General features: G+C 38.4%; 17 protein-coding genes, 1 tRNA gene and 2 pseudogenes. 13 read left to right on the forward strand and 7 right to left on the reverse strand.

Annotated elements, in window-relative coordinates; genetic code table 11:
- The first annotated feature begins 47 nt into the window (after window positions 1–47).
- From NXG62_RS08745 to NXG62_RS08765, 5 genes are all read left to right on the forward strand, one after another.
- Window positions 48–278: a helix-turn-helix domain-containing protein gene (locus NXG62_RS08745; protein ID WP_427112057.1), complete on the forward strand. Its 231-nt coding sequence runs from the start codon at window positions 48–50 to the stop codon at window positions 276–278.
- Between the two features lie 95 nt (window positions 279–373).
- A complete protein-coding gene (locus NXG62_RS08750) occupies window positions 374–604 on the forward strand; it encodes a helix-turn-helix domain-containing protein (protein WP_427112058.1) in 231 nt (76 codons plus the stop codon).
- Window positions 605–756: 152 nt separating this feature from the next.
- Entirely contained in the window at window positions 757–1,059 is a 303-nt protein-coding gene (locus NXG62_RS08755; RefSeq protein WP_427112059.1) for a helix-turn-helix domain-containing protein, read from the forward strand.
- Window positions 1,060–1,079: 20 nt separating this feature from the next.
- A protein-coding gene (locus tag NXG62_RS08760; RefSeq protein ID WP_427111916.1) for an IS3 family transposase occupies window positions 1,080–2,479 on the forward strand; the annotation gives its coding sequence in 2 pieces (ribosomal slippage) (window positions 1,080–1,571 and window positions 1,574–2,479; 1,398 coding nt in all).
- Between the two features lie 94 nt (window positions 2,480–2,573).
- The gene (locus tag NXG62_RS08765; protein ID WP_427112060.1) at window positions 2,574–2,828 is read left to right on the forward strand and encodes a hypothetical protein; all 255 of its coding nucleotides are present in this window, start codon (window positions 2,574–2,576) and stop codon (window positions 2,826–2,828) included.
- A gap of 63 nt (window positions 2,829–2,891) precedes the next feature.
- Here NXG62_RS08765 and NXG62_RS08770 read toward each other — a convergent pair whose 3' ends face one another.
- Complete coding sequence (locus NXG62_RS08770) at window positions 2,892–3,020, reverse strand: hypothetical protein (protein ID WP_427112061.1); 129 nt, start codon at window positions 3,018–3,020, stop codon at window positions 2,892–2,894.
- 98 nt (window positions 3,021–3,118) lie between these two features.
- On the opposite strand from NXG62_RS08770, the gene NXG62_RS08775 reads away from it, so the two are divergent.
- The 3 genes from NXG62_RS08775 to NXG62_RS08785 all read left to right on the forward strand — a co-directional run bounded on the left by NXG62_RS08775 (window position 3,119) and on the right by NXG62_RS08785 (window position 6,037).
- A complete protein-coding gene (locus NXG62_RS08775) occupies window positions 3,119–3,463 on the forward strand; it encodes a transposase (RefSeq protein WP_427111881.1) in 345 nt (114 codons plus the stop codon).
- Window positions 3,460–4,368 carry an IS3 family transposase gene (locus NXG62_RS08780; RefSeq protein WP_427111882.1) on the forward strand — a complete coding sequence of 303 codons (909 nt, stop codon included), beginning with the start codon at window positions 3,460–3,462 and terminating at the stop codon, window positions 4,366–4,368. The genes NXG62_RS08775 and NXG62_RS08780 overlap by 4 nt, the downstream gene beginning before the upstream one ends.
- A gap of 269 nt (window positions 4,369–4,637) precedes the next feature.
- Window positions 4,638–6,037, forward strand: a protein-coding gene (locus NXG62_RS08785; protein WP_427111916.1) for an IS3 family transposase whose coding sequence is annotated in 2 segments (ribosomal slippage) — window positions 4,638–5,129 and window positions 5,132–6,037 — 1,398 coding nt in all. Because the reading frame shifts where the segments join, the coding sequence is not laid out codon by codon here.
- A gap of 73 nt (window positions 6,038–6,110) precedes the next feature.
- On the opposite strand, the pseudogene NXG62_RS08790 reads toward NXG62_RS08785, so the two are convergent.
- The 3 genes and pseudogenes from NXG62_RS08790 to NXG62_RS08800 all read right to left on the reverse strand — a co-directional run.
- Window positions 6,111–6,335: pseudogene (locus NXG62_RS08790) on the reverse strand (DDE-type integrase/transposase/recombinase); the annotation flags it as partial.
- Window positions 6,320–6,589 (reverse strand): IS3 family transposase, encoded by a 270-nt coding sequence (locus NXG62_RS08795; protein WP_427114267.1) that lies wholly within the window; start codon window positions 6,587–6,589, stop codon window positions 6,320–6,322. The pseudogene NXG62_RS08790 and the gene NXG62_RS08795, both read right to left, overlap by 16 nt.
- 17 nt (window positions 6,590–6,606) lie before the next feature.
- Window positions 6,607–7,047, reverse strand: a pseudogene (locus NXG62_RS08800) (transposase); the annotation flags it as partial.
- Window positions 7,048–7,489: 442 nt separating this feature from the next.
- Between NXG62_RS08800 and NXG62_RS08805 the strand changes: the two are divergent.
- Window positions 7,490–7,753 carry a hypothetical protein gene (locus tag NXG62_RS08805; protein ID WP_427112062.1) on the forward strand — a complete coding sequence of 88 codons (264 nt, stop codon included), beginning with the start codon at window positions 7,490–7,492 and terminating at the stop codon, window positions 7,751–7,753.
- Between the two features lie 290 nt (window positions 7,754–8,043).
- Complete coding sequence (locus NXG62_RS08810) at window positions 8,044–8,283, forward strand: relaxase/mobilization nuclease domain-containing protein (protein WP_427114268.1); 240 nt, start codon at window positions 8,044–8,046, stop codon at window positions 8,281–8,283.
- A 91-nt stretch (window positions 8,284–8,374) separates the two neighbouring features.
- On the opposite strand, the gene NXG62_RS08815 is transcribed toward NXG62_RS08810, so the two are convergent.
- Entirely contained in the window at window positions 8,375–8,512 is a 138-nt protein-coding gene (locus NXG62_RS08815) for an Hsp20 family protein (protein ID WP_427114270.1), read from the reverse strand.
- A gap of 105 nt (window positions 8,513–8,617) precedes the next feature.
- Between NXG62_RS08815 and NXG62_RS08820 the strand changes: the two genes are divergently transcribed.
- Window positions 8,618–9,040: a hypothetical protein gene (locus NXG62_RS08820; RefSeq protein WP_427112063.1), complete on the forward strand. Its 423-nt coding sequence runs from the start codon at window positions 8,618–8,620 to the stop codon at window positions 9,038–9,040.
- Window positions 9,041–9,088: 48 nt separating this feature from the next.
- On the forward strand, window positions 9,089–9,580 hold the full coding sequence (locus NXG62_RS08825; RefSeq protein ID WP_427112064.1) for a relaxase/mobilization nuclease domain-containing protein: 492 nt from the start codon (window positions 9,089–9,091) through the stop codon (window positions 9,578–9,580).
- 82 nt (window positions 9,581–9,662) lie between these two features.
- On the opposite strand, the gene NXG62_RS08830 is transcribed toward NXG62_RS08825, so the two are convergent.
- Window positions 9,663–10,100: an Hsp20/alpha crystallin family protein gene (locus NXG62_RS08830; RefSeq protein ID WP_427112065.1), complete on the reverse strand. Its 438-nt coding sequence runs from the start codon at window positions 10,098–10,100 to the stop codon at window positions 9,663–9,665.
- A 587-nt stretch (window positions 10,101–10,687) separates the two neighbouring features.
- Window positions 10,688–10,763, reverse strand: a tRNA-Thr gene (locus NXG62_RS08835).
- A 204-nt stretch (window positions 10,764–10,967) separates the two neighbouring features.
- Between NXG62_RS08835 and NXG62_RS08840 the strand changes: the two genes are divergently transcribed.
- Window positions 10,968–12,203, forward strand: coding sequence for a purple acid phosphatase family protein (locus NXG62_RS08840; protein WP_427112066.1), 1,236 nt, complete (start codon window positions 10,968–10,970; stop codon window positions 12,201–12,203).
- Window positions 12,204–12,212 lie beyond the last annotated feature (9 nt).

Raw genomic sequence — 12,212 nt, forward strand, 5'->3', positions numbered from 1 at the left:
ACGTGCGTATCATATGTCGTAAACATCACTTGCGATCAAGAGGTATTATGATGTTTAACAAAAAAAATTTTGTCAAACGATTGAATACGTTAATGGAAAATAACAAAACATCACAACAATCATTAGAGGATGCAATCGGTGTCAGCCGTGTTGCTGTAAGCCAATTTGCACATGGGGCAAATCTTCCGTCAATCGAAAAAATAGTTCGTATTGCTGATTATTTCCATGTCTCCATCGATTATTTACTTGGTTTGTCCGATAACCCGCATCGTCCTTAGTAATGTTCTCAGAAATACGATGTATGTTGTCACCACATTGGAGACTTATCGGTTTTTATTATATGTCACCCTTGCGGTGACTGTCAAGAGGTATTATGATGTTTTCAAGAGAAATATTTTGTCAGCGATTACGGCAGTTACGGCTCTCTCGTAACCTTACTGCCAAACAATTAGGTGCAGCATTTGCTGTACGAAAACAAACGGTCAGCCGTTGGGAGCTTGGAGACAGACTTCCCACTTTGGATATTGCGGTAGCTTTGGCAGAATATTTTAATGTATCGCTGGATTATTTGGTGGGTACATCGGATAACCCGAAAAGAAAGTGAAATTCTTCGCTTGATTCTTTTCGTGATAATAATAAAATAATTTGTTCAAACATACTGTTATTATCTGAAATTCGTTTTTTCTATTTAATAGAAAGTTATGTTTTCTTTTATTATATGTTCTATCTAATAGAAAGTCAAGGTAAAAATTAAACATGTTCAATCGTGAATGTTTCTCCAATAATTTCAAAATATTACGGACATCGTATTCCCTTTCTATTCCAACAACCAATAAACTGCTGCATCTAAAAAGTACAAGTACGATTCACTACTGGGAAACGCAGAAAAATATTCCTTCTGCAGACATGCTGATCAACATAGTTGACCTTTTCAGCGTATCTGCTGACTGGCTTTTGGGTAGATCATCCATCCCCTATACCGAGGAATCCGTATCTGCTGCAGAAAAAGCACTAATAACAGACTGTACTGACCCCCATAAGTTAGACCTAGAAATCTAGCTTATGGGGGTCAGCTTTTTATGGCAAAATATAGTTTTGAATTTAAGATGAAAGTTGTCAACGAGTATTTGCAAGGAAAATTAGGCTATATGCTATTATCAAAGAAGTATCATATTCCTAGCAACAAAGTTCTCAGAGAATGGGTTGCCGTGTATCGTGAAAACGGTTCACAAGCTCTTCAACGGTCACGCCAGAAGAAAACATACTCTTTTCAATTTAAGCAACATGCGGTAGAGTTATATCTAAGTACAGAGTCATCTTACAACGAGTTAGCTCTTTCGCTAGGTATACATACGCCAAGTATGCTAACCTCTTGGGTTCAGCGTTATCGTGCGGTTGGTGTAGATGGCCTCAAACCGCAACGGAAAGGCAGGAGATCGAAGGTGTCAGATAAATCAACTATCCACCCAGCATCACCAGAAGCGCAGACGGAGAGACTTAAACAACTCGAGGAAGAAAATCTCAAATTACGAATTGAGGTAGCATATTTAAAAGAAGTGAGGAGACTGCGTTTAGCGGAAGAGGCGCAGAAAAACAAGCAAGGATCATCCACAGTCTCCGAGGATCATTCAAACTAAAAGATATCCTTGCCGTTGCCAAGCTTCCCAAGGCAACGTATATGTACTGGCAGAAGCGCTTCGATCTGCCTTCTCCAGATGCAGATATAGAAGCAAAGATTATAGCCATCCGTAAAAGTGATAAGGACTTTGGTTATCGTCGTATCTGGGGGAAACTGCATGAAGAGGGCCTTCTCATCAATCGAAAACGTGTACAACGACTGATTCAGAAGCTGGGGCTGCAGGTTACGTCATTTATACACAAAAACCGTAAGTATAATTCCTACAAAGGAACCGTGGGCCGCGTCGCGCCTAACCGTCTGCGCCGACGATTCGACACCTGTATCCCACATCAGAAAATCACCACGGATACGACAGAATTTAAATATTATGAGATCGACACAAAAGGAACCATCATTACACGTAAGGCGTACCTTGATCCATTCCTGGATCTATTCAATCGTGAGATTATCAGCTTCAGCTTTACGAAACGCCCGTCATCACAGGGAATCATGTCTGCCTTGGAACGGGCCATTGAGGTAACCGGCGACTGTCCTTATCGCCGGACCTTTCACTCCGACCAGGGTTGGGCCTATCAAATGGGAGGATATGTTAGTCGCTTAAAAGAAGAACGGATTTATCAGAGCATGTCCCGAAAGGGAACCTGCCTTGACAATAGCGTGATGGAAAATTTCTTTGGACTCTTAAAACAGGAACTATATTATGGCCGTACATATCACAGCTTCGAAGAGTTACAAAAAGCAATTGAGAAATACATCATCTATTATAACAACCGTAGAATCAAATCAAAGCTTGGCTGGTTAAGTCCGGTAAACTATCGGTTACGTCATGTCGCAGCATAATAAAAACCGTAGCAGCAATAAATGCTACTACGGTTAGGTCTAACTTTATGGGGTCACTACAGACTTCAATGCAACAGAATATAAATGGCAACTGATGGTAACGGAGAAATTCATAGCTTCAGAATATGACAATGTAACAAATCGCAAAAAACAGTACAGCTTACCGGTGCGAGCTAACATTGTTTTTCTATTGCGTAAAACAGTTCTGGAAAATACAGAATATACACTAACCGACATAAAACAACGTAATGTGGATAATGCTAAATTCTCTGAAGAAGCTGAACTACTGCACTCCTTGATGTTCAAAAAAATTCGTACTCCGATATATGATATTGAAGTCAATCTTTGATATCTGCATACGTCTGCGGGGTTGTACTGGCTAAATAATCTAACGAGCAGTGGAAAAAAATAGCTAATTTCGATACCCGAAATCTGTCGTCTCCATCTCCAGATTCCGGGTATCGGCCAGAAAATCTTTCCTGCTCTTCCGCTGCCGGGTGAACTCGGCACCTATTTCTTGTAACGTTCGTCCTTGTTTCATAATGAGTTCCTCCTTATATACTGATGTTGTACAATAAAAATTGGCACCCTATTCTCAAGGATTGTGATATATAATTGATAGAGAATAGGAGAAATAAGATGGCAAAACGAATTATAAAAACTTATGACCAAGAATTTAAATCACAGGCTGTAAAATTAGCTCAGGAGATTGGTGGACACAAAGCCGCAACGGAACTGGGGCTTCCTGATAGTACTATCTATACATGGGTTAAAGCCTTCAAAGGAGGTAGGTTGGAGGCAAAAGACGCTGTTCATACTCCTTCCAATGCCTTATCTCTTAACGAGGAACTTATTGAACTTAAAAAGCGTGTTAAAGAACTGGACAAAGAGAATCGCCATCTTAAAGAAGTGAATGAATTTCTTGAGGAAGCAAGCGCTTTTTTCGCCGCCAGCCGTCGGAAGTCAACAAAAAACAGAGATTGATATTTATTGCAATAAAAACTGAAGACGGCACTATTAAAGGTAAAATTTCATTCTATTGTAAAAGCCTATGCGTAACCAGACAGGGATTTCACAATTATCTTAAATATAAAGATAAGCCTTGGAAATATCAGTCTCTTGCAGATGCTATGTTAGATATCTGTGCTGAAGATGAATGCAATGATACTTACGGACGAATCAGAATGCATCAAGCTTTAGAGCTAAAAAACCCTGCTGGTATTGAGATTCCGAGTGAACGGACTGTATACCGTGTTATGGAAGAAATCGGTATTAGCCATAGACCAAAAAGAAAACCTAATGGAATCACAAAAGCTGATAAAGAAGCCAGAAAATCTGATGACTTAATTAAACGTGATTTCTATTCTGATAAACCGTTAAGCAAGTGCGTAACAGATATGACTGAAATAAAGTGTCTGGATGGAAAACTGTATGTATCCGCAGTTTTTGACTGCTTCGATTCTGCAGTACTGGGATTAGCAATGGATACAAATATGAAAGCCACGTTATGTGAACAAACAATAATTAATACATATAAAGCATATCCAGAAATTCGGGGCTGTATCCTGCATAGTGATAGGGGAACACAGTATACCAGTGAGCTGTACCGTAATGCAATTAAGCAATACGGAATAGTACAAAGTATGAACAGTGCAGGTGGCAGATGCCATGATAATGCCCGTTGCGAAAGCATGTGGGCAAGATTAAAGGAAGAATTAATCTATAATCGATATAATGCTTCAAAAACAACTGTTGAACATATGAAAACAATTATATGGAGATATTTCATTAGTTACTGGAATAACCGAAGAATCTGCTCCACCAATGGAGGATTACCTCCAATGATTAAGAGACAACAGTATTACCGCTCATTGAAGGATGCAGCGTAGATCCAATATCCTCGAGAAAAAAGTGTAAAGAGATATTGACAATATCATACTATATGTGAACTATAAAAATACGTATTACCATTCTAAGGCAGCAAAAAGGGGCTGTAACAGAATGAAGTTTTTTTCTTCATTTTGTTACAGTCCTTCTCTTTGGCTTGTTTATCAGCACTAGGGTATCTTCCTTTAGGAGAAGGAAAATACCCTAGTGCTGTTTGTACTGACCCCCATAAGTTAGACCTAGAAATCTAGCTTATGGGGGTCAGCTTTTTATGGCAAAATATAGTTTTGAATTTAAGATGAAAGTTGTCAACGAGTATTTGCAAGGAAAATTAGGCTATATGCTATTATCAAAGAAGTATCATATTCCTAGCAACAAAGTTCTCAGAGAATGGGTTGCCGTGTATCGTGAAAACGGTTCACAAGCTCTTCAACGGTCACGCCAGAAGAAAACATACTCTTTTCAATTTAAGCAACATGCGGTAGAGTTATATCTAAGTACAGAGTCATCTTACAACGAGTTAGCTCTTTCGCTAGGTATACATACGCCAAGTATGCTAACCTCTTGGGTTCAGCGTTATCGTGCGGTTGGTGTAGATGGCCTCAAACCGCAACGGAAAGGCAGGAGATCGAAGGTGTCAGATAAATCAACTATCCACCCAGCATCACCAGAAGCGCAGACGGAGAGACTTAAACAACTCGAGGAAGAAAATCTCAAATTACGAATTGAGGTAGCATATTTAAAAGAAGTGAGGAGACTGCGTTTAGCGGAAGAGGCGCAGAAAAACAAGCAAGGATCATCCACAGTCTCCGAGGATCATTCAAACTAAAAGATATCCTTGCCGTTGCCAAGCTTCCCAAGGCAACGTATATGTACTGGCAGAAGCGCTTCGATCTGCCTTCTCCAGATGCAGATATAGAAGCAAAGATTATAGCCATCCGTAAAAGTGATAAGGACTTTGGTTATCGTCGTATCTGGGGGAAACTGCATGAAGAGGGCCTTCTCATCAATCGAAAACGTGTACAACGACTGATTCAGAAGCTGGGGCTGCAGGTTACGTCATTTATACACAAAAACCGTAAGTATAATTCCTACAAAGGAACCGTGGGCCGCGTCGCGCCTAACCGTCTGCGCCGACGATTCGACACCTGTATCCCACATCAGAAAATCACCACGGATACGACAGAATTTAAATATTATGAGATCGACACAAAAGGAACCATCATTACACGTAAGGCGTACCTTGATCCATTCCTGGATCTATTCAATCGTGAGATTATCAGCTTCAGCTTTACGAAACGCCCGTCATCACAGGGAATCATGTCTGCCTTGGAACGGGCCATTGAGGTAACCGGCGACTGTCCTTATCGCCGGACCTTTCACTCCGACCAGGGTTGGGCCTATCAAATGGGAGGATATGTTAGTCGCTTAAAAGAAGAACGGATTTATCAGAGCATGTCCCGAAAGGGAACCTGCCTTGACAATAGCGTGATGGAAAATTTCTTTGGACTCTTAAAACAGGAACTATATTATGGCCGTACATATCACAGCTTCGAAGAGTTACAAAAAGCAATTGAGAAATACATCATCTATTATAACAACCGTAGAATCAAATCAAAGCTTGGCTGGTTAAGTCCGGTAAACTATCGGTTACGTCATGTCGCAGCATAATAAAAACCGTAGCAGCAATAAATGCTACTACGGTTAGGTCTAACTTTATGGGGTCACTACAGTTTTTAGGCTTCAGTATGTCATTTTTAAATTCACTTCCGCGATCCGTATGAAACATACCTATATTTTTTAAATTTGTTTTTACTTTTGCAAACGCCTCATAAACCAATTTCGCAGTTTTATTCTTTCCACAACTATATCCAATAATTTCTCGGTTATAAAGATCCAGTATCATACAAATGTAATTCCATTGATTGCCAACTCGCACATAGGTCAAATCACTTACGACAACTTCATACCGTTTTTTTCATTAAATTGGCGACTTAAAATATTGGGATGATTTTCCTCATTTACGGCTCCTGGGTGTGGTCTATATTTTTTTATCGTATATACGGATACCAAGCCATTAGCGCGCATCATGCTGGCAATACGCCGTCGTGATACCCTGTAATTTTTCTTTGCCAATTCTACTTTCAATTTTCGTGTCCCATATACCTGCTGATTTTCATTAAATAATTGTACCACCGTATCGCTAAGTTCGTCTTTCTTCATTACTTTTTCATTATACGCATAGTACGTACTACGAGAAATAGGGAGAATTTGGCACATCCTGAAAACGGGATATTTATATGCATTGGCCCTGATAACGTTTACTTTCGTCCCATTATCAGAGCCGCTTGCTTTAGGATATCATTCTCCATCAATAGCTGCTTATTTTGTTTCCGTAAGGCAATGAGTTCTTTTTCTTCTGGGGTCCGGTTGTCAGCTTCTTTAAAAGAGCCTGTTTGATTGAATTGCTTTACCCATTTATGAAAAGTAGAAGCGATTAATTCATATTCGCGAATAATTTCACTCGCGGGTTTACCACTGGCATGTAAGGTTACCATTTGTTGCTTAAATTCTGTTGTGTATTCTTGTCTAGTCCGTTTTTCCATATCGCTGCCTCTTTCCCTTTTTTTTATTATTGTAACAGCTCCTAAAAAAAAACTGTCCAGTTTATTGTAGCCCATCCATTCATACAATGTTGCCCCAGTCGTGTATATGTCATCGCTACTTACCTTTTCGGAGTTTTGATGGCTTTTTCCTTTTTTTTACTTTTGCGAACTTAATTGTACTCTATCTACATAACATTATAGTATATACAATATATGTGATATAGAATGATTGATACTACAATATCTATTATATAAGACTAATAAAAAACATATATATCATAAATATGGATATACTATTATTTCAAGTTATACAATCATGCTGAAAATTATATTACTTTATGGAGGAATTTCTAATGAAGAAAGCTAATAGTACAGACATTCATTTTCACGTTGACGAAGAAACCAATTCCATCTTGCAGGAAAAGCTGCAGGAAACACAACTAACACAACACCCAGTGCATTTTTAAGAAAATTGATACGGGACGGTCAAATAACCTACACGCCCTATGGAAAAGAAATGTTAATACAGCTAGCTAAAACCCATAATGAAGTGAACCAAGGAATGTTAGCAATAGACAATGAAATTTCAAACTTAAGTCAAAAGATCGACCAACAAAATCAATACATTACTCAATTATCTCCCTTTCTATGTAGCGAATACGGAGAGCAAATTGCTAATTCTCTTACAATGCTTGTTATGCAAAACCATATACAGATGCAAGATATCATGAACCGTACTACAAAACTAAAACAGGTTGCAGAAAGGATTACGGTAAAATAAATGTCAATTTTTAAAGTTGTGCATCGAAAAAACAGGGATGACTGCGTGATGTTATCCCAACGAATAAATTATATACTGAACCCTTTGGCAACAAAAAAAGAGTTGATTTATGGACAGTATATCAGCACACACTATCCCTATGAGGAAATGATATATGCAAAAACATGTTTTCCCCCTTCTCCAACATCTCCCAGAGATCCCCTGCAGGGCAAGGCATTTTACGAATACGTCGTTAGCTTAGCCCCGAAGATGGTTACCCCATCAATCCGTTCTTCCAATGCATGGTCTGTATCAATCAATATTTTTCTAACTATGGAGAAAATCATTACCAAGTAGTACATAGCCTGCATATCAATACTGATCATCTTCATGCCCATTTTATTGCCAATAATACAGATTTTCTGACGGGTAAACGCTTTCGGTCTACACGAAGTAGTTTTTGTACGATGATTCGAGATATAAATAAAATCTTGACTGATTTTGGTTTTTCCGGTATTCCCCAATATCACTGGGAAAAATATGGATCATAAAGTATATCGATAAATCCAAACATTTTAAAAGCCGTTCCAGAAAATTCCGGAACGGCTAACATAAAGTGAAATCTATATGATTCAGCACCGATTATTTAATATCGATACGATGAATAGCATCTACAACAGCTGGATCTGTTTTCGGTAATGTAATCGTTAAGATACCATTAGAAAAGGCAGCTTCTATCTTATCTTTGTCAATATTGCGAAATACTACAATATCTATTATATAAGGCTAATAAAAATTATATAACATATTATAAATATGGATATACTATTATATCAAGTTATACAATCATGCTGAAAATTATATTACTTTATGGAGGAATTTCTAATGAAGAAAGCTAATAGTACAGACATTCATTTTCACGTTGACGAAGAAACCAATTCCATCTTGCAGGAAAAGCTGCAGGAAACACAACTAACACCCAGTGCATTTTTAAGAAAATTGATACGGGACGGTCAAATAACCTACACACCCTATGGAAAAGAAATGTTAATACAGCTAGCTAAAACCCATAACGAAGTAAATCAAGGGATGTTAGCAATAGACAATGAAATTTCAAATTTAAGTCAAAAGGTCGACCGGCAAAATCAATACATTACTCAATTATCTCCCCTTCTATGTAGCGAATACGGAGAGCAAATTGCTAATTCTCTTACAATGCTTGTTATGCAAAACCATATACAGATGCAAGATATCATGAACCGTACTACAAAACTAAAACAGGTTGCAGAAAGGATTACGGTAAAATAAATGTCAATTTTTAAAGTTGTGCATCGAAAAAACAGGGATGACTGCGTGATGTTATCCCAACGAATAAATTATATACTGAACCCTTTGGCAACAAAAAAAGAATTGATTTATGGACAGTATATCAGTACACACTATCCCTATGAGGAAATGATATATGCAAAAACATGTTTTCCCCCTTCTCCAACATCTCCCAGAGATTCACTGGAAGGCAAAGCATTTTACGAATACTTGATCAGTTTAGCTCCCGAAGATGGTTATCCAATCAATCAGTTTTTCCAATGCATGGCCTGCATCAATCAATATTTTTCTAACTATGGAGGAAATCATTACCAAGTAGTACATAGCCTGCATATCAATACCGATCATCTTCATGCCCATTTTATTGCCAATAATACAGATTTTCTAACGGGTAAACGCTTTCGGTCTACACGAAGCAGCTTCTGTACGATGATTCGAGACATAAATAAAATCTTAACTGATTTTGGTTTTTCCGGTATTCCCCAATATCACTGGGAAAAATATGGATCATACAGTATATAGGTAAATTCACACATTTTAAAAGCCGTTCCAGAAAATTCTGGAACGGCTAACATAAAGTGAAATCTATATGATTCAGCACCGATTATTTAATATCGATGCGGTGTGTAGCGTCTACAGCAGCTGAATCTGTTTTCGGTAATGTAATTGTTAAGACGCCATTAGAAAAGGCAGCTTCTATGTTATCTTTTTCAATATTGTGAACAACAAACTGCCGACTGAAAGCACTACTTACCCGTTCTTTACGGATGTAGTTTGTATCTTTATCTTGTTCTTCTTTTTCCTGATTATGCTGTGCAGCAATGGCCAAAACATCATTATCATAGGTAATGGTAATATCTTCCTTTGCAACACCCGGTAAATCAGCGGTAACAATATAAGCTTTGTCTGTATCTTGTACATCAACTTTCGGAAGCGTCATCTGACTAAATTTTATTGGTTGTAAGAACCGATTGAAAAAATTATCAAATATGGGATCCGGAGAAAAAAAGTTATCAACATTAACAGGCAATAAATTTTTCATAGTAACAATCTCCCTTCAATCAAATCAAAAATCATATCTGCAGGATTGCATTTGACCTTTTGACTTTTTATGGTAAGCTACTTCTTTCTTTTCCTGCTTACATGTATAGTATACATATTATTAGCACTCTTGTCAAGTGAGTGCCAATAATATGTCTCGCTTGTATCATTCAATCATAGAGCATACAAACCAGTATAGTTATACCTCTTCTATTTTTACAAAAGTGATGCATATTATGGCTGTTTATTGCTTTGCTTTGTCCACTTACGTAACAGGACAAAGACGAAGTATTTGTCCCTTGTCCAGTGCGTTATATAAAACAATCTGATTCTCATCATACTATATACCCCTAATTATTTTAGCGGACAGACAGGACAAACGGACAAGTAAAAAATGATAAACTGCATCACTTTATTGATTTTACGTAGCATAAAATACAGATATATACCTCATAAATATGGCGCTTTAAGTACCACTTTTCGTAAAGCCATTATGGTCAATACGATTTTTAAGGCGCAAAATAAGGCGCATTTTTATCAAAAACAAAAAATAAGGCTTCCGGATTAACCGGAAACCTTGATGTTTACTGGAGCCACTTATCGGATTTGAACCAACGACCCTCTCATTACGAATGAGATGCTCTACCAGCTGAGCTAAAGTGGCGAGTACTCATATATTATATAGTTTCTACGCTGTTTTTGTCAAGATTTTTTTCTTTTTTTGACAGGTATTGTCCGTTTTATTAGCTGATATTTTTATGTAGTTCGTACGTATTGTTACAAATAGAAGTTTTATTCTTGCTTCCTGTGGAATTCATGATACAATACTGTTGTTATACTAAAACAATAGGAAAAGAAATGAGCATATATGAAAAAATTACTAACAGCGTGTATTACCGGTCTTATTTCTTGTATGGGATTTCCCATATGGGCAGCAGATACGCAGGTGCCTATCGATAATTTAGTGCAGGTTGTGTCGGAAAATTCAGCGACCGCTTTCACCGTATCTTGGCAGAATGATACGGCTCGCAAGGATTACACCGTCCAGTATCGGCAACCGGGAAGTACGAATGTCCAATCGGCTTATGTTACAGCACCTAAACGACCACCCGCGTATGATCCGCAAAATCCTCCGACAAACACATACGGAGCCTATATTAAAAAATTAAAGCCTGATACGTCCTATGAATATCGTATTCGTGCAGATGGTACTGCTACTGCATGGATTCCTTTCAAGACAACGCCGGAACAGTTAGCTCGTTATAAAGTTCTCGTTTTTGGCGATTCTCAGTCTGTAGATTATTCTGTTTGGGGCCAGACCGCTCAGACGGCTTGGAAAAAAAGTCCCGATGCTGCATTTTTTATTATGATGGGGGATATTACAGATAACGGCCAGGCTTGGTATCAATGGAAAAGCTGGTATGAAAATGCCAATGTTCTGACTTCGCATATTCCCATTGCCCCAGTCTTGGGAAATCATGAGGCGTACAGCTTACATTGGAAATTTGCAGAACCCTACACCTATAAGGCCTTGTTCTCTGTGCCCTACGGCGGTCCCCGCGATCAGAACCGGCTGGCTTATTCGTTTGATTACGGCGATGTCCATTACGTTTCCCTCAATACCGATTATGAAGAAATACATGAAAATCACCCGAATATGATGGAAAACGAAGCACAATGGCTGGATCGTGATTTAGCTAAAGCAACCCAAAATAAAAAGCGGATTATTGTACTCATGCATCGTCCTCCTTGGGACAGTCCGTATCACGGTGTTTTGGATATAAACGGCAAAACCTTCATGCCTATTTTCGATAAATACAATGTTCCTCTCGTTTTTACAGCTCATGAGCATTGTTACGCTCGCACTTCGCCTGTAAAAAACAATCGGACAGCTGCCGCCGGCACGATTTATATTACGACGGGACGCAGCGGCACGGAAACTTGGGATGCCTCCGTCCGCAAACGCTTTGATGAAGTATATTATAATCCAATGGATATGCCCATGTATCTTACACTTCTCGTAGAGCCAAAGGATTTCGTCGTTACTGCTTATAAAACAGACGGAACCGTTATTGATATGACAAGGATCAAAACAACAACCTGATCGGATAGC

Origin of the sequence: Megasphaera sueciensis, assembly GCF_050219315.1 — a bacterium.
GTDB classification, from domain to species: Bacteria; Bacillota; Negativicutes; order Veillonellales; family Megasphaeraceae; genus Megasphaera_A; species Megasphaera_A sueciensis.